Annotated in this window: 22 protein-coding genes; 12 read left to right on the forward strand and 10 right to left on the reverse strand. The window is 45.7% G+C overall.

Features of this window, described 5'->3' with window-relative positions; translation table 11 throughout:
• The first annotated feature begins 15 nt into the window (after positions 1-15).
• From atpA to IEV39_RS16805, 4 genes are all read left to right on the forward strand, one after another.
• The gene (gene atpA / locus IEV39_RS16790; protein WP_004773229.1) at positions 16-1,560 is read left to right on the forward strand and encodes a F0F1 ATP synthase subunit alpha; all 1,545 of its coding nucleotides are present in this window, start codon (positions 16-18) and stop codon (positions 1,558-1,560) included.
• Positions 1,561-1,637: 77 nt separating this feature from the next.
• Entirely contained in the window at positions 1,638-2,507 is an 870-nt protein-coding gene (atpG, locus tag IEV39_RS16795; protein ID WP_004773227.1) for a F0F1 ATP synthase subunit gamma, read from the forward strand.
• A 30-nt stretch (positions 2,508-2,537) separates the two neighbouring features.
• The gene (atpD, locus tag IEV39_RS16800; protein WP_004656517.1) at positions 2,538-3,932 is read left to right on the forward strand and encodes a F0F1 ATP synthase subunit beta; all 1,395 of its coding nucleotides are present in this window, start codon (positions 2,538-2,540) and stop codon (positions 3,930-3,932) included.
• A gap of 28 nt (positions 3,933-3,960) precedes the next feature.
• On the forward strand, positions 3,961-4,380 hold the full coding sequence (locus tag IEV39_RS16805) for a F0F1 ATP synthase subunit epsilon (protein WP_005228378.1): 420 nt from the start codon (positions 3,961-3,963) through the stop codon (positions 4,378-4,380).
• Positions 4,381-4,460: 80 nt separating this feature from the next.
• On the opposite strand, the gene IEV39_RS16810 is transcribed toward IEV39_RS16805, so the two are convergent.
• The 5 genes from IEV39_RS16810 to IEV39_RS16830 form a co-directional block, all read right to left on the reverse strand.
• Complete coding sequence (locus tag IEV39_RS16810) at positions 4,461-5,057, reverse strand: PM1805 family lipoprotein (protein WP_032883120.1); 597 nt, start codon at positions 5,055-5,057, stop codon at positions 4,461-4,463.
• Positions 5,058-5,230: 173 nt separating this feature from the next.
• A complete protein-coding gene (locus IEV39_RS16815) occupies positions 5,231-5,776 on the reverse strand; it encodes a glutathione peroxidase (RefSeq protein ID WP_005281224.1) in 546 nt (181 codons plus the stop codon).
• 118 nt (positions 5,777-5,894) lie between these two features.
• Positions 5,895-6,668: an AraC family transcriptional regulator gene (locus IEV39_RS16820; protein WP_005228385.1), complete on the reverse strand. Its 774-nt coding sequence runs from the start codon at positions 6,666-6,668 to the stop codon at positions 5,895-5,897.
• 16 nt (positions 6,669-6,684) lie between these two features.
• Positions 6,685-7,899 (reverse strand): MFS transporter, encoded by a 1,215-nt coding sequence (locus tag IEV39_RS16825; RefSeq protein WP_005281221.1) that lies wholly within the window; start codon positions 7,897-7,899, stop codon positions 6,685-6,687.
• Positions 7,900-8,218: 319 nt separating this feature from the next.
• Positions 8,219-9,439, reverse strand: coding sequence for an MFS transporter (locus IEV39_RS16830; RefSeq protein ID WP_005281218.1), 1,221 nt, complete (start codon positions 9,437-9,439; stop codon positions 8,219-8,221).
• Between the two features lie 136 nt (positions 9,440-9,575).
• On the opposite strand from IEV39_RS16830, the gene IEV39_RS16835 reads away from it, so the two are divergent.
• Both IEV39_RS16835 and IEV39_RS16840 read left to right on the forward strand, forming a co-directional pair.
• Complete coding sequence (locus tag IEV39_RS16835; RefSeq protein WP_165569319.1) at positions 9,576-10,229, forward strand: TetR/AcrR family transcriptional regulator; 654 nt, start codon at positions 9,576-9,578, stop codon at positions 10,227-10,229.
• 104 nt (positions 10,230-10,333) lie between these two features.
• A complete protein-coding gene (locus IEV39_RS16840) occupies positions 10,334-11,254 on the forward strand; it encodes a DMT family transporter (RefSeq protein ID WP_005281212.1) in 921 nt (306 codons plus the stop codon).
• Between the two features lie 393 nt (positions 11,255-11,647).
• Here the strand turns inward: IEV39_RS16840 and tsaC are convergent, their stop codons facing one another.
• From tsaC to IEV39_RS16855, 3 genes are read right to left on the reverse strand one after another with little or no spacing between them, the layout of a single operon-like run.
• The gene (gene tsaC / locus IEV39_RS16845; RefSeq protein ID WP_005281204.1) at positions 11,648-12,217 is read right to left on the reverse strand and encodes an L-threonylcarbamoyladenylate synthase type 1 TsaC; all 570 of its coding nucleotides are present in this window, start codon (positions 12,215-12,217) and stop codon (positions 11,648-11,650) included.
• 37 nt (positions 12,218-12,254) lie between these two features.
• Positions 12,255-13,385, reverse strand: a complete 1,131-nt coding sequence (dprA, locus tag IEV39_RS16850; protein ID WP_005281201.1) for a DNA-processing protein DprA — start codon at positions 13,383-13,385, stop codon at positions 12,255-12,257.
• Between the two features lie 8 nt (positions 13,386-13,393).
• The gene (locus IEV39_RS16855; protein WP_005281199.1) at positions 13,394-14,545 is read right to left on the reverse strand and encodes a LysM peptidoglycan-binding domain-containing protein; all 1,152 of its coding nucleotides are present in this window, start codon (positions 14,543-14,545) and stop codon (positions 13,394-13,396) included.
• A gap of 123 nt (positions 14,546-14,668) precedes the next feature.
• Between IEV39_RS16855 and def the strand changes: the two genes are divergently transcribed.
• The 4 genes from def to IEV39_RS16875 all read left to right on the forward strand — a co-directional run bounded on the left by def (position 14,669) and on the right by IEV39_RS16875 (position 19,048).
• Positions 14,669-15,199 carry a peptide deformylase gene (gene def, locus IEV39_RS16860; protein ID WP_005281196.1) on the forward strand — a complete coding sequence of 177 codons (531 nt, stop codon included), beginning with the start codon at positions 14,669-14,671 and terminating at the stop codon, positions 15,197-15,199.
• A gap of 19 nt (positions 15,200-15,218) precedes the next feature.
• Positions 15,219-15,656 (forward strand): DUF2946 family protein, encoded by a 438-nt coding sequence (locus IEV39_RS16865; RefSeq protein ID WP_005281194.1) that lies wholly within the window; start codon positions 15,219-15,221, stop codon positions 15,654-15,656.
• A 73-nt stretch (positions 15,657-15,729) separates the two neighbouring features.
• Positions 15,730-17,796 (forward strand): TonB-dependent copper receptor, encoded by a 2,067-nt coding sequence (locus IEV39_RS16870; RefSeq protein ID WP_005281193.1) that lies wholly within the window; start codon positions 15,730-15,732, stop codon positions 17,794-17,796.
• Positions 17,797-17,860: 64 nt separating this feature from the next.
• Positions 17,861-19,048: an SRPBCC family protein gene (locus IEV39_RS16875; RefSeq protein ID WP_005281189.1), complete on the forward strand. Its 1,188-nt coding sequence runs from the start codon at positions 17,861-17,863 to the stop codon at positions 19,046-19,048.
• Positions 19,049-19,095: 47 nt separating this feature from the next.
• On the opposite strand, the gene IEV39_RS16880 is transcribed toward IEV39_RS16875, so the two are convergent.
• Complete coding sequence (locus tag IEV39_RS16880) at positions 19,096-19,857, reverse strand: hypothetical protein (RefSeq protein ID WP_005281188.1); 762 nt, start codon at positions 19,855-19,857, stop codon at positions 19,096-19,098.
• Between the two features lie 315 nt (positions 19,858-20,172).
• Positions 20,173-23,667, reverse strand: coding sequence for a PAS domain-containing hybrid sensor histidine kinase/response regulator (locus IEV39_RS16885; protein WP_167510580.1), 3,495 nt, complete (start codon positions 23,665-23,667; stop codon positions 20,173-20,175).
• A gap of 184 nt (positions 23,668-23,851) precedes the next feature.
• Here IEV39_RS16885 and IEV39_RS16890 point away from each other — a divergent pair, with 184 nt between their 5' ends.
• Both IEV39_RS16890 and IEV39_RS16895 read left to right on the forward strand, forming a co-directional pair.
• Entirely contained in the window at positions 23,852-24,184 is a 333-nt protein-coding gene (locus IEV39_RS16890; protein WP_005228407.1) for a DUF485 domain-containing protein, read from the forward strand.
• A 1-nt stretch (position 24,185) separates the two neighbouring features.
• Positions 24,186-25,901, forward strand: coding sequence for a cation acetate symporter (locus IEV39_RS16895; RefSeq protein ID WP_005228408.1), 1,716 nt, complete (start codon positions 24,186-24,188; stop codon positions 25,899-25,901).
• The last annotated feature ends 22 nt before the right edge of the window (positions 25,902-25,923 follow it).

A 25,923-nucleotide genomic window follows, 5' to 3' on the forward strand; every position in this document is an offset into this window, starting at 1 on the left:
TTGAGGAATAGCGCAATGCAACAACTGAATCCATCCGAGATCAGTGCGCTCATTAAACAGCGTATCGGCGATCTGGACACCAGCGCGACCGCTAAGAATGAAGGTACCATCGTCATGGTATCTGACGGTATCGTGCGTATTCACGGTCTTGCGGATGCAATGTACGGTGAAATGATCGAATTCGACGGCGGCTTATTTGGTATGGCACTGAACCTAGAACAGGATTCAGTGGGTGCCGTTGTTTTAGGTAACTACCTAAGCCTGCAAGAAGGTCAAAAAGCTCGTTGTACAGGTCGTGTATTAGAAGTTCCGGTTGGTCCTGAACTTCTTGGCCGTGTCGTAGACGCTTTGGGTAACCCAATTGATGGTAAAGGCCCTATTGATGCAAAACTTACTGATGCTGTTGAAAAAGTAGCACCAGGTGTAATTTGGCGTCAGTCTGTCGACGAACCTGTTCAAACTGGTTATAAATCAGTTGATACCATGATCCCTGTAGGTCGTGGTCAGCGTGAGTTGATTATTGGTGACCGTCAAACTGGTAAAACAGCAATGGCGATCGATGCGATCATCGCTCAGAAAAACTCTGGCATTAAATGTGTATACGTTGCGATTGGTCAAAAACAATCAACAATTGCAAACGTGGTACGCAAGCTAGAAGAAACTGGCGCTATGGCGTATACCACTGTTGTCGCAGCTGCGGCCGCTGATCCTGCAGCAATGCAGTATTTGGCTCCGTACTCTGGCTGTACAATGGGTGAATACTTCCGTGATCGTGGTGAAGACGCGTTAATCATTTATGATGATTTATCTAAGCAAGCTGTTGCTTACCGTCAAATTTCATTACTTTTACGTCGTCCACCAGGTCGTGAAGCTTATCCAGGTGACGTATTCTATCTTCACTCGCGTCTTCTTGAACGTGCTTCGCGCGTTTCAGCTGATTATGTTGAGAAATTCACGAACGGTGCAGTAACTGGTCAAACTGGTTCTTTAACTGCATTACCGATCATTGAAACTCAAGCTGGTGACGTATCTGCATTCGTACCAACGAACGTAATTTCGATTACTGACGGTCAGATCTTCCTAGAAACATCATTATTCAACGCAGGTATTCGTCCTGCTGTGAACGCGGGTATCTCTGTATCTCGTGTTGGTGGTTCTGCGCAAACCAAGATCATCAAAAAATTGTCAGGTGGTATCCGTACCGCTCTAGCGCAATACCGTGAATTGGCTGCGTTTGCTCAGTTTGCTTCTGATCTTGACGAAGCAACACGTAAGCAACTTGAGCATGGTCAACGTGTAACTGAGTTAATGAAGCAAAAACAATATGCTCCTTACTCAATCGCTGACCAGGCTGTATCTGTTTATGCATCTAACGAAGGCTATATGGCTGACGTAGAAGTGAAGAAAATCGTAGACTTTGATGCTGCGTTAATCTCTTACTTCCGTTCTGAATATGCTGCGTTAATGCAACAGATCGATGAAACTGGTGATTACAACAAAGACATCGAAGCAGCAATCAAATCAGGTATTGAGAGCTTCAAAGCGACTCAAACTTACTAAGTTTATCTTTAGTTAAGTTTGGTTCACGGATCAACCTTCGGAAGCTCGAAAGAGCTTTCGACTACTAGGTTAAGCGTATGGCAAATTTAAAAGAAATTCGCGCCAAAGTAGCTAGTATCAAGAGCACGCAAAAGATTACTCGCGCGATGCAAATGGTAGCTGCTTCGAAAATGCGTCGTGCGCAAGAGCGCATGGCTCAGGGCCGTCCGTATGCCGATAATATGCGCCGTGTAATTGCTCACTTGGTCCAAGCAAACCCTGAATACAAACACCGTTATATGGTTGAACGCCCGGTTAAGCGCGTTGGCTATATCGTGGTGTCTTCAGATCGTGGCTTGGCGGGTGGCTTGAACATTAACTTGTTCAAGAAAGTTGTGCAGCATGTCAAAGCACAACAACAGCAGTCAATTGAAGTTGAATTTGCTTTGATTGGTCAAAAAGCGGTTTCGTTTTTTAAGAATTACGGCGGTAAAGTGCTTGGTGCAACCACCCAACTTGGCGATGCGCCGAGTTTGGAACAGTTAACAGGCTCAGTACAGGTAATGCTTGATGCATTTGATAAAGGCGAACTAGATCGTATCTATCTCGTTTCAAATGGCTTCATCAATGCAATGACTCAGCAGCCTAAAGTAGAACAACTTGTTCCTTTAGCACCGGCAGAAGAAGGCGATGACCTCAACCGTACTTATGGTTGGGACTATATCTACGAACCAGAAGCAGAAGAATTGTTAAATGGTTTGTTGGTTCGCTATATCGAGTCTATGGTTTATCAAGGTGTGATTGAAAACGTTGCATGTGAGCAGTCAGCTCGTATGGTCGCGATGAAAGCAGCGACAGACAACGCAGGACAACTGATTAAAGACCTACAACTCATTTACAACAAGCTGCGTCAAGCCGCGATTACTCAGGAAATTTCCGAGATCGTTGGCGGTGCCGCTGCCGTTTAACATTATTAAGTTTGAATTGAGGAGACAGCAATGAGTAGCGGTCGTATCATTCAGATCATCGGCGCGGTTATCGACGTCGAGTTTGAGCGCAATAGCGTTCCTAAGATCTATGACGCTCTCCAAGTTGACGGTACTGAAACTACTTTAGAAGTTCAGCAACAGCTTGGCGATGGTGTTGTTCGTACCATCGCAATGGGTTCTACAGAAGGTCTTAAACGTGGCCTTAATGTAACTAGCACAAATGCACCGATTTCTGTTCCAGTAGGTCCAGCGACTCTTGGTCGTATCATGGACGTATTGGGTCGCCCAATTGATGAAGCAGGTCCTGTAGCGACTGAAGAGCGTTTGCCGATTCACCGTCAAGCACCTTCTTATGCTGAACAAGCAGCTTCGACTGACCTTTTAGAAACTGGTATTAAAGTCATCGACTTACTTTGCCCGTTTGCGAAAGGTGGTAAAGTTGGTCTGTTCGGTGGTGCCGGTGTTGGTAAAACCGTTAACATGATGGAGTTGATCAACAACATCGCGAAAGCTCACTCTGGTTTATCTGTGTTTGCTGGTGTTGGTGAGCGTACTCGTGAAGGTAACGACTTCTATCACGAAATGAAAGATTCTAACGTTCTTGACAAAGTAGCAATGGTCTACGGTCAGATGAACGAGCCACCAGGTAACCGTTTACGCGTAGCGTTAACTGGTTTGACCATGGCTGAATACTTCCGTGATCAAAAAGACGAAAATGGTAAAGGTCGTGACGTATTATTATTCGTCGACAACATCTACCGTTATACACTTGCGGGTACTGAAGTATCAGCATTGTTAGGTCGTATGCCATCTGCAGTAGGTTACCAACCGACACTTGCAGAGGAAATGGGCGTTCTTCAAGAGCGTATTACGTCGACTAAATCTGGTTCGATCACATCGATCCAGGCAGTATACGTACCTGCCGATGACTTAACAGATCCATCGCCTGCAACAACGTTTGCTCACTTGGATGCTACCGTTGTATTGAGCCGTGACATCGCATCTTCTGGTATTTACCCAGCGATCGATCCACTTGACTCAACTTCACGTCAGTTAGACCCGTTAGTGGTTGGTGCTGAGCATTATGAAATTGCACGTTCTGTACAGAACGTATTGCAACGTTATAAAGAGCTTAAAGACATCATCGCAATCTTGGGTATGGACGAGTTAGCAGAAGAAGATAAATTGGTTGTTTACCGTGCGCGTAAAATCCAACGTTTCTTCTCTCAACCGTTCCACGTCGCTGAAGTCTTTACGGGTGCACCTGGTAAATTAGTACCACTTAAAGAAACGATTCGTGGCTTTAAAGGTCTATTAGCTGGTGAATACGATCACATCCCAGAACAAGCGTTCTATATGGTTGGTGGTATTGACGAAGTGATTGCTAAAGCCGAGAAACTTTAATTAGCAACTCTAATTTAAGGAGATTCTCATGGCGACGATGCAATGTGATGTTGTAAGTGTTAAAGAGTCGATTTACTCTGGACAAGTTACGATGTTAATCGCAAAAGGTGCGGGCGGTGAGCTTGGTATTTTACCAGGACATGCGCCACTCGTAACTTTGCTCCAACCGGGCCCGATTCGTGTTCAGTTGGAAAATGGTACAGAAGAAATCGTTTATGTATCAGGCGGTGTGTTAGAAGTTCAACCTCACGTTGTGACCGTGCTTGCAGATACTGCAATTCGCGCTGACAACTTGGATGAAGCAGCAATTATGGAAGCTCGTAAACAAGCTGAACAATTGCTAGCCAACCAAAAGAGTGATTTGGATTCTGCTGCTGCGCTTGCTTCGCTTGCAGAAACTGCAGCTCAGCTTGAAACGATTCGTAAAATCAAAAACCGCGCACTTTAATTATTGCTGGTTAGAGATTAAAAAAAGCCACCGTCAGGTGGCTTTTTTTATGCTGCATCGAAAATTAAAATAAACGGTCTTTAAGCGTTTGAAGCATCTTTATTGCCGAGTACCAAGGTTGCCAGTTTCACCATATCCATTTGAATGGTATTGAACTGTTTCTCGATCTTGGCAAAATCAATTTTGGAAAGATCGGTTTGACCATGCAATAACGGCATATTGAGCAGTTGCTGATTTGCACTCAATAAACTTTGGCGGATCTGATCGACTTCATTACTTTTCAAATTTAACGATAATAAAGCGTCATGTAAGCCATGCAGTTCCTGGTTTAAATCGCCTGTTGTATGCTGTAATTTTTGAACATTTTTATCCTGGATTGCTTGTTCAAGATTGCTTTGCGATTGCTTGAGCAGGGTGACATAGTCATCAGTTTCAATTTGCAACTTGGCCATATCACGCGCGATATTCAGCATATTACCCTTACTCAGGTTTTGAGTGTCCTGAGCAATACTTGCTTCACGTTCTATATTTTCAGAGGTTGTTATTGATTGTTCAATCTCAGTGTTTTGTTCAGCTTGCTCATTGTCATGAGGGACCTGATCGCAACCTGCCAGCATGAATAGGCTCACCAAGGTGGTTACTGAGAGAATGGCTTTGATAGAGAAACGGTCCATCATGGCTGAACTACACCACATTATGAGAAGAGCGTCACTATAATGAGAAAATGTGGAGAAAAAAGTGATTTTTGCAATTCATCAACAGTTTAATCTAAGAAAATAATAGAAGGAACTGTCTAGGAAGTTAAAAGAAAAGAATAGATAAACTATTCTTTTCTCTATATTTTTAATGCTTATTTTGCTAGTTCAGCTTCAATCGCGCTCACAATGCGTTCGTCGTCTGCCGTGATATCAGGTGCAAAACGGGCAACCACTTCACCCTTCTTATTGATGAGGAATTTTTCAAAATTCCATAATACTTCAGGTGGGTTGTTTGGTGTTAAGCCGTAATCAACCAGATCTTTCCACCAAGGGCCTTCACCTGTACGCTCAGGAATGGCTTGAGTCAAGGTTTGATATAAAGCATGCTTATCATCACCCGCAACCGAAATTTTGGCGAAAAGTGGGAAATGCACGTCATAATTTAGTGAACAGAATTGCTGAATTTCCTCATTGCTGCCCGGTTCCTGTTCCAGAAAGTTGTTGGCAGGGAAGCCAAGAATTTCCAGGCCTTGATCTTTCTTGGCCTGATAAAGTTTTTCCAAGCCTTCGTACTGCGGGGTTAAGCCGCATTTAGATGCAACATTGACGATCAAGAGCACTTTGCCTTGATATTGATCAAGATCAACATCCTGACCTTTAATGTCCTTAACAGGAATGTGATAAACCGACTGACTCATGAGATAGGTCCTAATTTGTTGTTGTGACAATACCCGTTTGTTTTAACTGCTATTGCTGCAGAGTGCAATGCTGTTGTTATGAATCCATACAAATAATCAGAAAAACCAAGCCTTTATTTTAGAGGGAAGCATTCTTTAGCTGAATCGGGGTTTGTCCAGTATAGCGTTTAAAGAACTCAATAAAGCTGGAACTGTGGTGATAACCCAAAGCAAAGGCCAACTGTTTAATGGTCATCCCTTGGCGGATCTGATTGATCGCAAAAATGATTTTTGCCCGATTACGCCATTCTGATAATGACAGTTGCAGCTCTTGCTGGCTGAGACGGAGTACATGACGCTCACTGACTGCAAAATTTCCTAAGACTTTCTGCAGGCTGAGTTGAAATAAAGCTGGATCTGACAGTTGCTCCAGAATTGGCGCGAGAACGGGATGGGTACTTTGCGGAAGATAATGCGAATAAGCAGGGGCCTGTTTCAGTTGATCATATAAAACTTGCAGCAGGTGCTCCAGATACTCGGGTGCAGCAGCCAGTTTTTGCTGTTCCAGAATATGAATCACCAGCGCACGGAAAAAAGGTTCAATACTAAAACAGCGGCAAACATCGCCTAAAAAATCGCCGAGCCGCGGATGTAATCGAATACAGATATAGTGAATTTCATGCTCGACGGGCAGCGACTGATGCTCGGTACGCGGCGGCAGCCATAATCCATAGCTAGGCGGAGACAAGTAATATTGCCCTTCAATATCAAACTCTAAAGTCCCGTTTAAACTAAAGTTAAAATCTCCCCAGATGGAAGAATGCGGGCTGACAATATCATCCTTTTGATATAGAAATTCATGGACTTCTATATCACGTAACAAGGGAAATTGTTCAGCAACATTCTGCTTCATCCGGAGAGACTCACTGTTAGTTTTCACATGTCATTTTAGGATTATTTAAGCCTTTGGCTAAAGTAAAGATACTGATCAATGCCAGGGCCACAAAGCTGATGACGCCATAAATCAGGATATTTTCATTGAAATGGTCGACTACATAACCGCCGAGTAAGGAACCGGTCGCAATCATGACCTGAAACATGCCGACAAACAAAGGCATGCCTTTTTCTACCGCATGCGGCGCATGCACAAACATCCAGATATTGGCTGAGGTAGGGAAAGCACCGAAGGCAAAGCCCCACAGCGCAGTTAATACAATCGCCCCAAACTCATGAATTGCAAAGATCGGGAAGCCAAAGAACACAATCGCAAAACAGATCCCGACAAAGGCAAGGGTATAGCGTACATTCAGGTTACCACTATAGCCTGCAAATGCATTACCGAAAATACCTGCAATTCCATAGAGTAATAACAGCGAGCTGATGGTGGTACCGTTAAAGCCTGCAATGTTTTTAAAGAATGGTGCCAGATAGCTATACGCACAAAAATGCGCGAGACCAATCAGTAATACGATTAACATGCCACTACGTGCTTTTGGCGTGCGCAATAACGCAGGTAAATCACGGAAATGAATGGCAGATTCAGGTTTCAGTTCAGGCAAGCAAATCAGCTGGACCACCAATACAATCAAACCAATAGCAGCGGTAATACCGAATGCACTGCGCCAGCCATAAAACTCGCTGAGCCAGGTGCCGATTGGAACACCAAGCACAGTGGCAAAAGTCACGCCTGCCATGACGATAGCAGTGGCTTTAGCGATGGGTAAATGAGACGGTGCCAGTTTGCCACTTAAAGCAATCGCAGTTGCCCAGAAGCCACCAATGGAAATGCCTAACACCAAACGGCTCAACAGCAGCACATGGAAGCTCTCTGCAAAGGCGGTAATGGTATTGGCAATCACCATGATTGCGGTGAGTAAGATCAATACATAGCGTCGATCGAGCTGTTTGACCGATACGGGTAACAGTGGTGCTGCAATCGCAGCCATCACCCCGGGAAGGGTAATGATCAGACCTGCTGTACCGACTGAGATCTGTAGGTCGGCTGCGACACTGTTGAGTACGCCGACAGGTAAAAATTCGCTGGTGACCAGTGCAAAGGCCGCAATGGCAACAGCCAAAATGGCGTACCAGCTTCCTTGTGTGATTTGTGTGGGCTGCTCGTCTGATGAGGTGGATGCTTGCATGGGATTTTCCTGATTTGTCAGCACAAGGATAAAAGCTAAAGATCAATTTTATTTTATAACGATCGTTATGAAACAAAATAAAGAATAAAACCAGATCCGTCAATTAATTTTATAGTGATCGTTATAAAATATCTGGGTCACTTATGCAAATTGTGCATGAGCTGCCATAATACGTACGCAGGAGATGATTCAAGAAAAATACAGTCGCCCTGAATCATGGGAGTGGGCGAACTGTAAAAGAGGAAAAGCAAATTTCTGGATGGTTCTCACAGATCAAACAGAAGTCGTTTAATTTCCTGTTTGATCTGTAGCTTAAGGATTAATTTTTATAAGTGACTTTGGGATTATTTAAGCCCCGTGCCAGTGTAAAGATCAGCACGAGCGAACAAAGTACCAGTGGGAGCATGGCAAAAAATAAGATGGTGCCATCAAAATGATCAACAATCAGGCCACCGAACATGCTGCCCAGCGCAATCAGGATTAAAAAGGTTAAAGTCACCATCGGCATGCCTTTTTCAACCGCTTCAGGTGCATGAGTAAACATCCAGATATTCACCGCAGTTGGAATAATCCCGTAGGCGAAGCCCCATAAAGCCGTTAATACAATGGCAAGCATGACATTGGCCCCGACTAGCGGAAGCGCTAAAAATGCCAGCAAGAACGCAGCGCCACTGACTGCAAAGGCATAACGGATATTGATCTGGCCAAGGTAGCCTGCAAAAATATTCCCGAAAATGCCTGCAATGCCATAGACCAGCAGTAAACGGCTAATCAGGCTATCCGAAAAATCGAGCTCATGTTTAAAGAAGGCTGAAAAGTAGCTATACGCAGCAAAATGCGCAAAGCCCATAAACAGAAAAATGATCAGGCCTTTACGGGCGGCAGGGTGTTGCAGCAGAATCGGCAGTTCTTTCCAGCGCAAAGATGAAGACGGTTTGAGTTGAGGCAGATAAAGGTACTGGAAGATCAAAAGCAGGACACCCATGAGGGAAATCGCCATGAAAGAGGTTTGCCAGCCATTATATTGAGCCAGCCATGTCCCCATCGGTACCCCTAATACGCTGGCTAAGGTCACCCCGAAAGCCACCCAGGCAGTCGCTTTGGCAATGGGTAAATGCGGTGGTGCCAGTCGACCGCTTAATGCCACGGCTGTTGCCCAGAAGCCTCCCACCGCCACACCCAAGATGACACGTCCAAACAATAAAATCATGAAATTAGGTGCAAATGCAGTCAGCAGATTGGCAATAATCATCAACAGGGTAAGCATCAACAGCAAGGTACGCCGATCGAGTGTCTTCGCCGAAACTGGAATCAGTACCGCAGCAAACATGCCGACGATCGCAGTTAAAGAAACGGTAAGACCAGCTGTTCCAACCGAAATTTGAAAGTCACGTGCGATGTCATTGAGGACACCAATGGCCAGGAATTCACCTGTCACCAAGGCAAATGCACTAAAGGTGACGGAAAGTAAGGCAAACCAGTTCCCTTGAGATGGATTGGATTCAAGCGCACTGAGGTCTGCCGGAGTGGAGTTTTCCATAATAATTCCCTTTATTGTTATAGGGATAACAATAAAATTGAAAAAACATTAGTTTTTATAACGATCGATATAAAATAAAATAGTTGATTAAAGTTGAGCCGTCAATTAATTTAATAGTGATCGTTATGAAATATTTGTGACAGCTATGACCAATGCACATGAGCCAACAGTAGCACCCTGTGATGACAGCTTGAAAAAAAAGCGTGGTCGTCCGAAGTGTTTTGACGAACAGCAGGCGCTGGAAAAAGCGATGTTATTGTTCTGGGCACATGGTTATGAAGCGACCTCGATCAGTGATTTGACCCAGGCTCTGGAACTGACTGCGCCGAGTCTATACAGTAGTTTTGGTGATAAAGCCGGGCTGTTTTATAAATGTATTGATTATTATCTGGCCCATGAAGCCTGTCCGATTGTTCCTATCTTTTTAGAAGCCAAAACCGCCAAAGTTGCATTTGAGCTGTATCTATATGACAACGTCAAGCGTTTGGCGCAACCCAATAAACCTGCAGGTTGTATGCTGGTGGTGGCGACTATGAACTGCTCGGATAATGCTCAGGCAGTGCAACACAATATTCTGGAAAAACGTTTACAGACCAAGCAAAAACTGTTGGAGCGTTTAGAGCAGGGTGTCGCTGATGGTGATCTGGCGGCAACCGCGCCTTTACAGGAAATGACCGACTTCTATGCAACGGTTGTGCAGGGGCTAACCATTCAGGCTCGAGATGGGGCAACGGTTGAGCAACTGCATAAAGTAGTGGAACATGCGATGCGAGCCTGGGAGCTGTTCTAAGCAGCAATGTCGTGAGCGCGATATAAATGTCTGAAATACGATATTTCAATTATTTTGGACATCTACCACAATACATCCATTGCTGAGATATTGTGAGAAAAATGATGGGTCAGTTTAGCAAATACCAAAAGTGGGCATTTGTATTGCCTTTGATTGCGGTGTTGATTTGGTCACTTAACATCGCGGTAACGCGCTATGTGGCCGATTATATTTCACCGGTCAGTATCAGTTTTTATCGCTGGTTTGTGGCCTTCCTGATCTTGACACCCTTTATGTTGCCCAAGGTCTGGAAGCAACGTGCTTTGATCCGCCCCTTCATCCCTAAGCTGGCGGTACTCAGTGCATTTGGTATGGTGCTTTATCAAGGTTTGTCTTATACCGCAGCACATTATACCACCGCGACCAATATGGGCATTGTGAATGCCTTTGTGCCTATTTTTACCATTTTTATCTCCTATCTCATTTTAAAAGATGCACCGAATCGCTATGCAATTTTTGGCAGTTTACTGTCTTTCGCCGGCCTGATTTATGTGATGAGCCAGGGCCGTATTGCCAGCCTTTTTGAGCAGGGCGGTAACTGGGGTGATGCCGTCATGGTCTTGGCGGTAGGATTTTATGCTTTCTATGGGGTATTTCTGAAAAAATGGCAAGTGCAGCTGCCATTGATGACCAGTCTCTATGTACAGATTGCGTTTGCCCTGATTTATCATCTGCCATTTTTACTGTGGCTGGGGCTGGATGGCATCAATGCTGACAATGCCGCCAGCGTGCTCTATGCAGGTGTGTTCCCGTCATTAATTGCACCGTTATTGTGGATGGTTGCTGTGCAGGCGATCGGGCCAAACCGGACCAGTATTTTTATGAACCTGATGCCGGTATTTACTGCCATTATTGCCAGTCTGTGGCTGTCGGAACACTGGACTATTTATCATAGCATTGGTGGGGTGATGATTCTGGTGGGCATTATCATGGCCCAGAAGAAAACCGTAAAAGCTTCGGTGAAATTGGTAGAGTCTGCTTCGTAAAGATGAACTTAAAAGGTGTGTTTGTTTAAAAAATAGACAAACGCACCAATTTATTTTTTAAATGATTGTTCTTTGTATCTGATTTGCAACTATATTTTCAAAGATCGGCAAAGTTTATGCTCAAAAAAAGCTGAATAAAAATAAAAATATAATTTTATTAAAAAGGTGAAAGTGACAAAAAAGGTACGCTTTTCACCTTTTTTGTTAGATAAATAATATATTTGTATAAATGAAATGATTAGCTCATAATACCAGCCACAGCAAGATCATTCATTTTAGAATGAATAAGTTGCTCACCGAATTGATGAACCCTCTGGATGTGATTATACACATCCTTTTTATGCTCAGTTATCCCTATATAACTGAGCTTTTTTTTGTCCGCTATTCACCTAATCAGGCGCGAACAATTTCACCCGTGAGTGCGTTTAAAATGCGACTCGGTTCACGGCTGAGACCCAGATCGCCTTCAAGATAATGTAATGCATCGCCAAAATAGGCTTGGGCCTCTGCCAGACCATGGGCCGGTGTCTGACCTGCGGGATTGGCGCTGGTCGAGACAATAAACCCACCAAAATCCTGACACAGTTGCATACATAAAGGATGCGTGGTGACACGCACCGCCACCAGCGGATGCTGGCCTTTGATCCAGGTCGGGATGTGCTGATCGGCAGGCAGGAGCCAGGTGGTGGCACGTTCAGTTGGCTGGCGGTTAGACCAGCTGCTGATCACCTGCTGACGAAGCTCGGAAGTTAAACCCTGTAGTAAATGTTCGACCTGATCTAAATGGCCGGCCAGTAAAATCACGCCTTTTTCAACGGGACGATGTTTGAGTTCCAGAATATCCTGAAAAGCCTGCTCATTGTAGGGATCACAGCCCAGTCCCCAGACCGCTTCGGTCGGGTAAGCCAGGACCTGTCCTTGTTTTAAAAGTTGTGCTGCTTCAGCAATAGAGGACGTCATCATAGGGAGAATGAAACGATAAAAGGGAGATGTGAGTAGTTTAATGCATTGGACGGCAACGTAAATAGCGTCCTGCCTGTTGCATGCTTAAACCGAGTAATTCCAGTTCCATTAATTGGGCGGTTAATTCAGCAATGGAGACAGGATAATGTTGAACCAGCTGATCCAGATCCTGTCCGACCCAGTCTAAAACCTGATACAGCTCAATTAAATGTGCGGGTAGTGTTGGCGGTGCCGAGCTGCTTTCTGTTGCTGACCGCTGCTGTGCTTGCCATTGCGTCGGTAAAGCCAGATCTTCAATCACCTGTTCAGGATGATCGACCAGAATCGCGCCTTCGCGAATCAGTTGATGACAGCCCTGATGATGCTCACTATAAATATGTCCAGGAATGGCGAACACCATTTTGCCCTGAGTGGCTGCTTCATTGGCGGTAATCAATGAACCGCTTTTGAGCGCGGCTTCGACCACCAATACGCCCAGACTCAAGCCACTGACAATCCGATTGCGTCGTGGGAAATGTTGTTGTAAAGGCATGGTGGTGGGTAGAAATTCAGTCACAATCGCGCCTGACTGGCGAATCTGTTGCGCGAGTTGCGTATGCTGGGCAGGGTAGACGCTGTCGAGTCCTGTACCCGTCACTGCGATGGTACGCTGATGCGCCAGCCCACCCTGATGCGCAGCCTGATCAATCCCATGTGCCAGACCACTACTGATGTAAAAACCCTTTTCACTTAAATAGTAAGCAAAATCATAAGCCACCTGTCGCCCATGAGGACTCGGCTTACGACTGCCAACCATGGCAATCTGGGGTTGTAATAGCGCTTGGGCCTGACCCTGTCCAAACAGGATCGGTGGGCGGTCGCTATAAGGCAGGAGCTGCGTCGGATAGCCAATATCGTCGGGTGTTAAAATAAAGTCACTATGACGGCAAATCAGTTGCAGCAGCTGTTCAAACTGTTGCTGGCCTTGTGCGGTCTGAAATTCTTTTAGACGTTTTAAATGGTTGGCATGCAGGCCCAGTTGCTCCCATTCCGAAAAACGCTGCGGTTGGGTTGCCTGTTCACAGCTGCCAAAATGCTGCTGGATCTTGTGAAAGCTGGAAAGCGAATGTTGAACCAAGTACCACACCAGCACGGTAGGGTAGTGATGAGGCGATAATTGATTCAACATTTGAGACCTTAATCGTCGAGACGTGGTGGCTTGATGTCTGAGCCCAGCTTGATCGGTAATTCGCTTTCAAGTACATAGGCATAGCTGATACGGTCAAAGCTTTTAAAGATCATGGCACTCCCTAAATACTGGCCGGGTAGTTTCACTTGCTCTTTGGTTTTTGGATCACGAATGGTTTCGCCATCTTGATAGATACTGAATACCTGACCGACCTCAATCCCATCCACAGTGCCACGATCAACAGTCACGACACCATTTTTTGCGGCTGTACCGATCGAACCCATCACCCGGATGATTTTACCGCCGTCTTTGACCTGATTGGCATCGGTCGGGTAGAACAGGGTTGGCAGCATGGCATCCTGTTCAAGCATGACACGGTCACCGCGACGCACTTCGCCGTTATAACTGTCGGTCAGTTCAACCGTGGTGATGTCATTTTCACTACGAATGGCCACACCTGAAGCGACTTGGGTCAGCTCAATGCCAAGATTCTGCTTCTTGCCATTCTGATCCAGAACGATATAAGGCTCGCCTTCACGGAATACGCCATAGCGTTGACCATTTTCAAGGCCCTGGCCACGCACATAAACACTTTGACCTTTACCGGCCATAACACGGTTATCCGCGGTGCCCAGGATATAAGGGGTGTTGGCAATTGCCTCTGCAGGCAGTACCGAAGTGCGTTCCAGCCATTGCTGAATATGGGTCAAGGGAATAACAGGGACACTATTGTTCAGTGCTTCAATACGGACTTGCGGGCGCAAGGTCGCGGTATTGCCGGTATAACGACGAATGATACCGTCACAGCCATCGCCTTCATCTTTACCAATCAATGGTTTACCGTTCAGGCTACATAGCAGCAGGCGATCACCCGGATAAATCCAGTGTGGATTCTTCACATGTTTGTTGCTTGCCCAGATTTCAGGCCAGCGCCAGGGCTTCTTTAAAAATTTGCCGGAAATATCCCACAGCGTATCGCCTTTTTTCACCACATAAACATGCGGAGCGCCTACTTTAACTGCAGGTGGGCTGACATTCGGGCTGGCAGCATGGGCAAAATTGACAGTCATTCCCAATCCCGCACAAATTGCAGCCGCAATCAGTTGTTTTTTTAACCCCAAGGCATGAAAAGATGGTATGCCGTTTAAAACCTTTTTCATTATCATAATTCCTAAAAATTATGTGTGTAGTTGCGCTATAATAACGACTTTACACACAATTTTTTTGATCAAGCATTCCCTTCAGTTGGTTTTTTGATCAATGGCATAAGTGAGGACGACAGTATGGCCTTATTACCTATTTTAAGTTTTCCTGATCCCCGCCTTCGTACCATTGCCAAGCCAGTCGAAGAAGTCACTGATGAAATTCGTCAGCTTGCAGCAGATATGTTTGAAACCATGTATGAAGCACCAGGTATCGGTTTGGCGGCAACTCAGGTTGATCATCATATTCAGCTTATTGTTATGGACATCTCGGAAGAGAAAAACCAACCGATGGTGTTCATTAACCCCAAAGTCATTCCACTGACCGAAGAAACTCAGCCTTATGAAGAAGGCTGTCTCTCTGTGCCTCAAATATACGACAAAGTTGAGCGTCCGTCACGCGTAAAAATCGAGGCAATTAACCTTGAAGGTCAAGCATTTGAGTTAGAAGCTGACGAACTTCTCGCTGTTTGTATCCAACATGAAATGGATCACTTAAATGGCAAACTTTTTGTTGATTATTTATCGCCTTTAAAACGTCAGCGTGCCCGTGAGAAAGTGGAAAAAGTGGTGCGCCAGCGTGATAAAGAGAAAGTCGCTGTTAAACGTTAAGTGATCGATACTGTTTAAGATGTTGTCTTTGTTTCGTTGTGGTTTGCTGCTGGCTTTGACCGCGGTCTGTTTACAGATTGCGGTTTTCTTGCAGCCGCTGCTCCCGAAGCAATACCAGATTGCGCCGGTGTGTGAAACCATCACCCAGGCGCTGCTGTTACCCAAAGTACAAAGTACACAGAGCCATTCGGCACATAGTTCACATTCACATGAACATCAGCTTGAGCAAGCTCAGGCCCCGCTGCCGCATCATGACCATCATGATCCTAATCACCAATGTCAGTACTGTACGGTCTATGCCAATCTGGTCTTGCCGCCTGAATTGGGTGTGAAAGAAGTACTGGTCCGGATTCAAATCCGTTTAGTGGCTTATCAGCAAGCGTTTAAGCATGTTTATTTTGCACTGCAACGCTTATTTCTATTGCCCCAAGGGCGTGCCCCACCACTCTTTGCATAAATAAAACGTTATTTTCATTAGGGTTTTTCAAAACTCTAGCCTAGTTTTACTTATGTTTTAAGAGAGACCACTCATGGCTCAACCTAAATTTTTATTACAACCGCTCACGGTTGCGATTCTTGCTGCCTCAAATACTGCAATGGTGTGGGCAAATCCAGTCGATTCGTCTGTATCTGCACATGCCCATGTGTCACTGGCACCGATTGTCGTGACGGCTCAACAACCGAATGAGCGCAATGGTCTGGTGGTGCAAGCCGATCCCAAACAACCGATCCAACCTGTACCTGCAACCGATGGCGCAGATTATTTACAAAGTATTATGGGTTTTAATGCCATTAAAAATGGTGGTACCAATGGTGATGTCACGTTTCGCGGCATGTTTGGCTCACGCATTAAAATGCTGGTCGATGGCAGTGAGAACCTTGGCGCTTGCCCATCGCGGATGGATGCACCAACCTCATATATTCAGCCTGAAAGCTTTGACAAAATTACAGTAATCAAAGGACCGCAAACGGTGCAATATGCAACCCCTGGTTCTGCAGCAACCGTGATTTTTGAGCGTCAGCCTGAAAACCTGAGCAAAGATCAGCCATATCGAGGACAGGCCAGTGTGGTGATGGGTTCTTATGGGCGTCTTGATCATAATGTCGAGGCGGCAGTGGGTGATGAAACCAAATATGCGCGTTTAAATGCCAATCGTTCGGAAGCAGATAATTATAAAGATGGTGATGATCAATCCGTACATTCGAACTGGAAACGCTGGAATGCTGATCTGGCTTTGGGTTGGAAACCAACAGCGGATTCTTGGTTAGAACTGCGTGCAGGTAAAGGTGATGGTGAAGCTGCCTATGCAGGCCGTGGAATGGACGGTTCACAATTTAAACGTGAAAGCTTAGGTCTACATGCTGAACAGAAGAATCTGACGGATGTGATTAAGAAAGTCGAAGCACAAGTTGATTATAGCTACAACAATCACATCATGGATAATTTCCGTTTACGTACACCACCGTCTGCGATGCCAGGCAAGATGGAAATGGAAGTGGCTCGTCGTACCTTAAACACTCGTTTAGCCGTAACGACTGATTGGAACAAGTTTAGTGTGGTGTCTGGGGTTGATACCCAGCATAACAAGCATGGCGGTAACATGATCATGTATGCGATGCCAGATCATAATGAGCCCTTTAGTAACGATCTTAAATTTCAGTCTTATGGCGCATTTAGTGAATGGACTTACAACATAGATGCTAATCAGAAATGGGTAGCAGGTGTCCGTGTTGATCAAGTCAAAATTGATAACCTGAAAAATGGAAGAAATCGAAGTGATACTAATCGGGGTGGTTTTATCCGTATCGAAAAAACTTTGCCTGAACATGGCGTGAAAACCTATGCAGGGCTTGGTTACGTTGAACGTACTCCAGATTTTTGGGAACTCTATAACACATCAACAAATCAGGGTGTAGAGACAGAGGATATGATGGGTAACATTAGTTATCGCATGATTGATAATTTAGATAATCTGAAAAAAGAACGTACGGCTCAGTTAGATATCGGTTTTCAGGCTGAACATGGGGCATGGAGTACATGGGCTTCTGCTTATGCAGGCTTAATTAAAGACTATATTTTGCTGCAATATAATGGCTCTAATGACCGCTCTCCATTGGCACAGAATGTGGATGCTACCATTGCTGGTGCTGAGTCTGGAATTGGCTATCAGTTTACCGATCATCTCCAAGCAGATGTTTCAACTATGTATGCATGGGGTAAAAATACTTCGGACGGTCGTGCCTTACCACAGATTGCGCCTTTGGAAGGACGTATTAATCTTCGTTATGTTGAGGAAAAATATAGCTTGGGCTTATTGTGGCGTACGGTTGCAAAACAAAATCGTGTCAGCCTGAATGAAGGAAATATCGTTGGTTATGACATGAATGAAAGCAAGGCATTTAACACTTTGGCCCTGAATGGGACATATAAGTTAACAGATGCCGTTGATGTTTCTGTTGGTGTCGATAATCTGCTCGACAAAACCTATACCGAGCATCTTAATAAAGCAGGGGCCTCGATGTTTGGTTATGGTGCCAGCGAGCAGTTCAATAATATTGGGCGCAACTACTGGATGCGGATGAGCATGAAGTTCTAAGCTGAGTTAGAATCAGTCAGCTCAATGATCTGCATTGAGCTGATTGCGTTTTGACGAGGCTTACATGCATCATCTTCAGGATTCCAATACAATTATTCAAGAACTACAACAACAAGGTTATGTCCGTATTCAGGTCACTGAATGGACAGAGCAGACGCGTGATAGTCTGAAGCAACGCTTGTTGCAGGCAGGTATTCAAGATTATCAAATACATAAAATCAAGAATGAAGCATACGATTATCTGATTGTATGCAAAGACACTGACACCCCGCTTCCTTACCAGTTAGAAAAAGTTTATCCATCCAGAACGTCTTTTGTCATGGTGTTGCCTTTAATTGTGGCGATGGGCCTGATTGCGGTGACAGTTCTGTTAAGCAGTTATTCGCAAGATCTGATGTCCTTTGTAATTGTCTTGGTTATTCCTGCACTATTGGGCGCATTATTTGAATATTTTATGATTCGAAAACAGCCCAATCCTATTTTCCTGACCAAGCTTTTCAAGATTCAGCCGCTGGTTTTTGTGATCGTGATTGTGTTTTGCGTGATCGTGTTAAGAGAAGGGATTATCTGTCTGATCATGCTGCTCCCGATTTTACTGATTGGCTTGCTACTGGGGGCAGGTTTCATGCGATTGATTTGTCATTATTTATGGAAACCCAGCGCCAAAATCTATTCTTTTGCACTGCTGCCGTTGATTTTATGGTTGTTATTACCTGATTTTAGTCGTACCGAATATGGCCAAACCCAGCGCTCGGTTGTGATTCATGCGCCAGCACAGCAAGTATTTCAGGCCATTAACCAGATTGGCACGATACGACCAGAGGAAGTCAAAGACAGTTTTATTTTTACCATGGGCTTTCCCAAACCTGTTTTTGGCATGACCGAGCAGCGTCAGGGTGAGCTAGTTCGCACCATCCAGTGGGAACGTGGCATCAAGTTTGAAGAACAGGTGACCGCATCGCATGCACCATATGTATTGTCCTGGACATACCGGTTTGCGCCAGATTCGTTTCCGAAGGGATCATTGGATGATCATCTGGAAATGGGCGGGAAATATTTCGATTTGCTGAAAACAGATTATCAACTGGAACAAATCGATGCACACACCACCAGATTGATTCTGAGCATTGATTATCGGTTATCCACCGAATATAACTGGTATAGCCGTTTATGGGTGCATTATGTTTTAAATGAATTTAGTGATGTGGTGATGCAGATTCATAAACAGCGTTTAGAAAAAAATGCTTCTTAAGCTCAATATCAAAGCGAAGCCACAATCTTGATTGTGGCTTCGACTGCTTAGGCCAGACAGTCCTGTTTTGGCATCAGGCTATCGCAATATAACGGATTTAATGCGCATTGCAGATCATCAATCTGTTCTTGGGTGACATAAGCTTTGCTCTTAAGGTATTCTGCCACGCGGTCGTCACGCAGACTTAAAAAGGCGGCATCGTAAACGCCTAAATCAACAAATAAAGCAGCGGTTTCCAGACTATTAAAATGATCGAGGAAGACATCATTATCATGCATCAGGAAAATGTGGGTGAATGGTGCATTGACCTCAACTTTTAACCGTTGCGCCAATTGCTCAGGACGTGTCTTGATAAACAGTAAATCGGAAAGTTCATCAAACTGGCTTTTGTCCAGTTGGTTTGCATCACCTTTGACATGGCTTAACCAGGCTTTAAAGACCAGAACAGCACCGCCACGTAATAGCATGCTCCAGATCTGATGACGTGTTTCATGGTCGAGATGGGCAGACTCTGCCTCAAGTACATCTAAAAACTTCTGTTCTTGTTGAGCCAGTTTTTCAAATAAGCCCAACCCTTGTGGATGGTAGGTCGCAGGCGTAAACACATCAAAATTCAGTTCATGGAATACATTCAGGGCCAGCGGGACCGCCGCCTGATAAAGCGCATCCAGGGCACGTAAATGTGTATCTTCAAGTTTGCTATGTACAAAAATATGTTGCCAGTCCAGTTGTGGTAATAAGGCGTTGGCACTGTATTGGCGATAAAACTGTTGCGAGCTATGGTCGGTGGTGGGGTGACTATTATTCATGATCAATGTCCTTTTCGACAGTCTGTTGCAAGAAACCCAACACGATGAGACACAGGTTTCCATTTATTGATCAATTTATGCGGGATCAACAAAGCAAGTAGAATACGACTAAAGTTGTAGGGCGGTTTTTAGGGGTAAAATTTATGAATAAAAACAAGTGTTTAATTAATTGTAAGTAAGTGTACAAACGTTCACTAATGTAAGTGAACGTTTTTGCCATAGTCAAAAATCATTTGAGCATTTTGGTCAATTTATCAGCGCTCAAACTGCTACTTTTTGATGATTTTTGCCTATGACTGCAAAATATTTGGTCATTTATTGCATCGGCATGATTTTTAAACCGGATAACCAAGCCCGTAAACCGGCAGGCTTGAGCGGCTTTTTCAGCAACACAATATTCTGCTGTTTTAAGTATTGCGGTAACTCCGGATCAGAATCTGCAGTAATTAATGCCACAGGAATATGGGCCAGTCGGTGTTGTTCAATAAAGTCCAGACCCCGTTGATCATGATTCAAATGCTGATCGATCAGCCAGACCTGAATGTCTTCCTGCTCAATCAAGTGTAGTGCTTCTTCCGGTTCGGTTGCAGTGAAGATCTGATAGCCCCATTTGCTCAGCAAGGTGCGCATGCCTTCCAGAATGGTTTCATCATTGTCCAGACATAGCACTTTATAGGCCGTATGCTGCAATGCCGTTACCTGAGGTGTTGCCATTTGAATTTTGGGCGCTTCGGCTAAAGGCACTTCGATCATGAAACAGGAGCCTTTGCCCAGCTCGGAATAGACATGCACGGGGAAATCCAGCAGGCTGGTCATCCGTTGTACGATGGCCAGTCCGAGACCCAGACCCTGTTCACCCCACGGTGAGGTGTGTCCACAGCGCTCAAATTCCTGAAACAGTTTCAGGCGTTGCTGTTCATGAATGCCCGGGCCAGTATCCCAGACCCCGATGCGAATATGGTTTGGTCGTTGTGCTGAACGCAACACACCAACCACCACGCGACCCCGTGCGGTATAGCGTAAAGCATTGCTGACAAAGTTCTGGATAATCCGTCGCATCCATTGCGGATCGGTGTCGACCCAGAACTTGGTATCGTGCACGGACAATTGAATATCACGCTGGGCTGCAATGGATTTGAACTGTAATTCCAGATCGTTCAAGAGATCGTGCAAGGAATAAGCCTGACGTTTGGGTTGGATGGTGCCACCTTCTAAACGGGCAATATCGAGCAGGGCAGAGAGCATACTTTCTGCACCGTACAGTGCCCGATCCAGTTGTTGCAAGGTCTGTTGATCTTCTGCCGAATGGACACTTTGTTCTAGCGCAGTACTAAACAGACGTGCTGCATGCATGGGCTGGAGTAAATCGTGACTGGCGGCGGCCAGGAAACGGCTTTTCGATTGATTGGCTTTATCCGCCTGTTCCAGTGCCAGTTGCTGTTCGGTCAGGGCGTTGGCAAGCTGCTGGGTGCGGTCACTGACGCGTTGTTCCAGCACCGCTTCATTTTCACGGAACGCGGTAATATCGGCAAAGGTGGTGACGAAACCACCGCCTTCAATAGGATTCCCCCGCATCTGGATCACCAGACCATCTTTACGAATTCGCTCGAACTCATGGGCGCTACCCACTTTCATCCAGTGCAGTCGTTTACGCACATGTTCTTCGACCGGGCCTGGACCACACTCACCACGTTCCGCGTTATAGCGAATCAGGTCTGCGATCGGGCAGCCGACGTAAACCAGATCTTTTGGATAATCAAACAGTTTCAGATATTGATTGTTCCAGGCCACCAGACACATATTTTTGTCTACCACACTGACGCCTTGGGTCATATGGTCGATCATGGTCATCAACAGGTTCTGGTTAAAACGCTGCCATTGCGAGGCCTGGTCGAGAATATTGGCGACTTGTCCCAATGCCAGACCATTGTTAATCATGGCAGTGGTCAATAAGGTACGGGCAGAGGCTGCCCCGATAATCCCGGCCAGATATTGCTCGGTAAAGCGCCACCACATGCCATTGGCCACATGATTTTCATTTAAAACCACATGATTCTGTTCACAAAATTGCTGAAAAGCCTGTAGTGTCGGTTTATCGCCTGTGACCCGTTTGGCCAGCGCCAGTAAGTCACCGACTTTCAGGCGGGCGGCATTCAGGTGCAGATCAGTGAGATCGGTATTGGACTGGGCTGATGGCAGCGGTTTGCTTTCATAATAGAAGAAACTTTCAGCCTGAATTTGTTCCGCCACGCTGGGTCGGTACAGCCGCGATACCCAGATATACAGCACCACATTCAAACCTAAAGACCACAATACCCCATGTGTCAGTGGAGCAAAGGATTCAAAACCCAGTAAGGCCTCTGGACGCAAGCCATTAATATCAAACGGTCCAAACAGTAAAATATGCTGTGCCAAATCCTGATATTGGTCGGGCAGGCTACGCAGTACTGTCGGGAACAATAAGGTGTAACTCCACATGGCGAAGCCCATCAATAGCCCGACATAAACACCCTGACGGCTTGCACCACGCCAGTATAGACCACCAATCAAGGCCGGTGAAAATTGTGCCACGGCGCTAAAGGCCAGTAAGCCAAATACCGAGAGCTGGTTGATATCATTAAAGAAATGGAAAAATAAAAAGCCCAGTAACATTACGCTAATGATACTAATGCGCCGGGTCAGTTTGAGCACGCGTGGTAAATGCTGATCATGACGGGAAATAATTTTAAACCGCCACAGGGCTGGCATGATCAGGTCATTACTGAGCATGATCGATAAGGCCACTGAGGCCACTAACAGCATGCCTGTTGATGCGGAAAAGCCTCCGAGAAAGGCCAACAGCGCTAACCAATCCTGCTGATAGCTCATCGGTAAGGCCAGTACGGCAATGTCTGGTGTGCCCAGCGATTCGGGTAGAGAATGCAGCGCCCAGCTGGCAATCGGGATAATTGCCATGACGGTCAGGATCAGATAGGCCGCAAACCAGCGCCGTGCGCCACGGATATGTTTTTCATCGCGTAATTCCACCACTGCCACATGGAACTGGCGTGGCAGGCAGATCATGGCGAGACCTGCCAGTAAAGTTTGCACCCAGAAAGTTTCAGGCACACCCAGTTGTTGCAGGTCATGAAAATGCTGATGTACATCGGTACTGACCTGTTTAATATTGTCGGGTGACTGTAATAAGAAGAAGGCTGCCACACAGAGCAGGGCAAACAGTTTCACAAAGGACTCAAAGGCCACGGCTAACATTAACCCGCCGTGTTGTTCGGTATGGGCAATATGCCGGGTCCCAAAAATCATCGCCAAAATCGCCAGTACCGCAGTCAGTACCAGAACACTATTGGTGGTGGTATGGATATGCGCGTTTTGCTCCAGAATCACCGAGGCACTCAGTGCAATGGCGCGTAGTTGCAACGCCAGATAGGGCACAATCGCAATCACGGCGAGAATGGTCACCAAGGCGGCCAGACTTCCGCTTTTACCATAGCGGGCAGCCACGAAATCGGCAATTGATGAAATGGCATGATGCTGGCGGATACGACCCAATCGTTTCCAGATGTCATAACCAAACCAGATAAACAGCAATGGTCCCAGATAAATCGGCAGGAAAATCACGCCTTGGCGAACCGCGGCACCGGTGGCGCCATAAAAGGTCCAGGAGGAGCAATATACGCCCAGGGTTAAGCTGAACAGCAGCATCCGACCACGCATACTTAAACGGCTGGCATGCTTTTCACCAAAAAAGGCACAGCCAAATAGCAGCACGATGTACAGGGCCAATACCCCGAGAATAAGCCAACTGTTCATATTGCTCACGTGATCAACTTCCATTTTTAATCATACCCGAAGCACAGGTACAGCAAGGAGTAGAGAATTGCATTTAGAGACCAAAGTCTAAGTTACGAGTCAAGCATAATCTTGTTAAGTTGGATAATGAAAAATCCCACGTAAAAAGGGGTCCATGGTTGGACACAAAAATAAGGAGTTGATTATGGATGATTCTCAGGTAGATCGAATTCTACATAATCCAAAGTTTCAGGAAATGGTCAGCAAAAAGCGTACATTAAGTTGGACATTAACAGCAATCATGCTGTTTATCTACGTTGGATTTATGCTTTTGGTTGGCTATAACAAAGAATTTTTAGCAAGTTCATTTAGCGGTGGTGTGACCACTTGGGGTATTCCCCTGGGTTTAGGCATTATTGTGTTGTCATTTGTGTTATGTGGTGTGTATTCCTACATTGCCAATAACAAGCTTGACCAGTTGAATGAAGCAGCCCTCAAGGAAGTTGAGGCCATTGCACGTGAAAAAGGAATGCACTGAGATGAAAGGGACCTCATTCAAAGCGGTACTGTTCACACTGTTGAGCTTTTGCTGCACAAGTATTGCATTCGCCAGTCCGGATCTAGGTACCGCTGAACAGCAGGCGACCAACTGGCACGCGATCATTATGTTTACGATCTTTGTCGGTTTTACCCTGTTCATTACCAAATGGGCAGCCAAGCAAACCCAGTCTGCACAAGATTTCTATACCGCTGGTGGCGGGATTAGCGGTTTCCAAAACGGTTTGGCGATTGCCGGTGACTATATGTCTGCCGCATCGTTCCTGGGTATTTCTGCACTGGTGTTCAGTTCGGGCTTTGACGGCTTGCTCTATTCACTGGGTTTTATGGTCGGTTGGCCGATTGTTCTGTTCCTTGTCGCAGAGCGTTTACGTAACCTGGGCAAATATAACCTGTCCGATGTGGTGTCGTTCCGTCTGGAAGAAAAACCTGTCCGTACCTTGGCGGCTTTCAGTTCACTGGTTGTGGTGGCGTTCTACCTGATTGCACAGATGGTCGGTGCAGGTCAGTTGATCAAATTGTTATTTGGTTTGAACTACAACATTGCGGTGGTGATCGTGGGCCTGTTGATGATGGCGTATGTGATCTTTGGCGGCATGTTGGCAACCACTTGGGTACAAATCATTAAAGCGGTGATGCTACTCAGCGGTGCGACCTTCATGGCCTTTATGGTGATGAAAGCGGTTGGCTTTAGCTTCACCAATATGTTTAACCAGGCGATTGGAGTGTATAGCCAGGCGCATAGCATGAGCTGGGATGAGGCTGCTAAGATCATGGGGCCAGGTAAACTTGCCGCCAATCCGATTGATGCGCTTTCACTCGGTCTTGCCTTGATGTTTGGTACCGCAGGTTTACCGCATATCCTGATGCGTTTCTTTACGGTGAAAGATGCCAAAGAAGCACGTAAATCAGTTGTGGTGGCAACAGGCTTTATTGGTTACTTCTATCTGTTAACTTTCATCATTGGTTTTGGTGCGATCTTGTTTGTTGCCAACAACCCGCAATTCCTTGACCTTGCTAAAGCAGCGGTAACAGGCAAATTAGAGTTGGTAGGCGGTAACAACATGGCCGCGGTTCACCTGAGTGATGCGGTGGGCGGTGACTTGTTCATGGGCTTTATCTCGGCAGTAGCATTCGCAACAATCCTTGCGGTAGTGGCAGGTTTAACACTGTCAGGTGCCTCTGCAATTTCACATGACCTTTATGCCAACGTATTCAAGAAAGGCCAGACCACACCTGCGTCTGAGTTAAGAATGTCAAAAATCGCAACTTTAGGTTTAGCGATCTTTGCCATGATCTTGGGTATCTTGTTCGAGAAACAAAACGTTGCCTTCATGGTTGGCTTGGCATTCTCGGTAGCCTGTTGTGCAAACTTCCCGGTGTTGGTGTTATCCATGTTCTGGAAAGGTTTAACCACACGTGGTGCCGTGATTGGTGGTGTCGTAGGTCTGGTCGGTGCAGTCAGCCTGATCATTCTGTCGAAAGCGGTTTGGGTAGATACCTTGGCGATTTCTGAAACGGCGCCAAACCCATTCAATGGCCCAGCATTATTTGCAATGCCACTGTCATTCTTCTGCTGCTGGTTCTTCTCTGTAACGGACAAGTCAGCACGTGCTGAGAAAGAACGTAAAGCTTTTGATGCTCAGTTTGTTCGCTCAATGACCGGGATCGGTGCGTCTGGCGCGTCAGATCACTAATTCGCTTGAGCCAAAAGAAAGC

It is taken from the genome of Acinetobacter courvalinii, from assembly GCF_014635545.1.
Taxonomy (GTDB): domain Bacteria; phylum Pseudomonadota; class Gammaproteobacteria; order Pseudomonadales; family Moraxellaceae; genus Acinetobacter; species Acinetobacter courvalinii.

Excerpts from the sequence above, each read along its gene's own strand:
- IEV39_RS16810 (WP_032883120.1), bottom strand. The coding sequence starts at position 5,057 with ATGATGGACCGTTTCTCTATCAAAGCCATTCTCTCAGTAACCACCTTG.
- IEV39_RS16865 (WP_005281194.1), top strand. The coding sequence starts at position 15,219 with ATGTTGTCTTTGTTTCGTTGTGGTTTGCTGCTGGCTTTGACCGCGGTC.
- IEV39_RS16875 (WP_005281189.1), top strand. The coding sequence starts at position 17,861 with ATGCATCATCTTCAGGATTCCAATACAATTATTCAAGAACTACAACAA.
- tsaC (WP_005281204.1), bottom strand. The coding sequence starts at position 12,217 with ATGATGACGTCCTCTATTGCTGAAGCAGCACAACTTTTAAAACAAGGA.
- IEV39_RS16825 (WP_005281221.1), bottom strand. The coding sequence starts at position 7,899 with ATGCAAGCATCCACCTCATCAGACGAGCAGCCCACACAAATCACACAA.
- atpG (WP_004773227.1), top strand. The coding sequence starts at position 1,638 with ATGGCAAATTTAAAAGAAATTCGCGCCAAAGTAGCTAGTATCAAGAGC.
- IEV39_RS16885 (WP_167510580.1), bottom strand. The coding sequence starts at position 23,667 with ATGAACAGTTGGCTTATTCTCGGGGTATTGGCCCTGTACATCGTGCTG.
- IEV39_RS16805 (WP_005228378.1), top strand. The coding sequence starts at position 3,961 with ATGGCGACGATGCAATGTGATGTTGTAAGTGTTAAAGAGTCGATTTAC.
- IEV39_RS16890 (WP_005228407.1), top strand. The coding sequence starts at position 23,852 with ATGGATGATTCTCAGGTAGATCGAATTCTACATAATCCAAAGTTTCAG.
- dprA (WP_005281201.1), bottom strand. The coding sequence starts at position 13,385 with ATGTTGAATCAATTATCGCCTCATCACTACCCTACCGTGCTGGTGTGG.
- def (WP_005281196.1), top strand. The coding sequence starts at position 14,669 with ATGGCCTTATTACCTATTTTAAGTTTTCCTGATCCCCGCCTTCGTACC.
- atpA (WP_004773229.1), top strand. The coding sequence starts at position 16 with ATGCAACAACTGAATCCATCCGAGATCAGTGCGCTCATTAAACAGCGT.
- atpD (WP_004656517.1), top strand. The coding sequence starts at position 2,538 with ATGAGTAGCGGTCGTATCATTCAGATCATCGGCGCGGTTATCGACGTC.
- IEV39_RS16855 (WP_005281199.1), bottom strand. The coding sequence starts at position 14,545 with ATGAAAAAGGTTTTAAACGGCATACCATCTTTTCATGCCTTGGGGTTA.
- IEV39_RS16895 (WP_005228408.1), top strand. The coding sequence starts at position 24,186 with ATGAAAGGGACCTCATTCAAAGCGGTACTGTTCACACTGTTGAGCTTT.
- IEV39_RS16830 (WP_005281218.1), bottom strand. The coding sequence starts at position 9,439 with ATGGAAAACTCCACTCCGGCAGACCTCAGTGCGCTTGAATCCAATCCA.
- IEV39_RS16880 (WP_005281188.1), bottom strand. The coding sequence starts at position 19,857 with ATGAATAATAGTCACCCCACCACCGACCATAGCTCGCAACAGTTTTAT.
- IEV39_RS16840 (WP_005281212.1), top strand. The coding sequence starts at position 10,334 with ATGGGTCAGTTTAGCAAATACCAAAAGTGGGCATTTGTATTGCCTTTG.
- IEV39_RS16870 (WP_005281193.1), top strand. The coding sequence starts at position 15,730 with ATGGCTCAACCTAAATTTTTATTACAACCGCTCACGGTTGCGATTCTT.
- IEV39_RS16815 (WP_005281224.1), bottom strand. The coding sequence starts at position 5,776 with ATGAGTCAGTCGGTTTATCACATTCCTGTTAAGGACATTAAAGGTCAG.
- IEV39_RS16820 (WP_005228385.1), bottom strand. The coding sequence starts at position 6,668 with ATGAAGCAGAATGTTGCTGAACAATTTCCCTTGTTACGTGATATAGAA.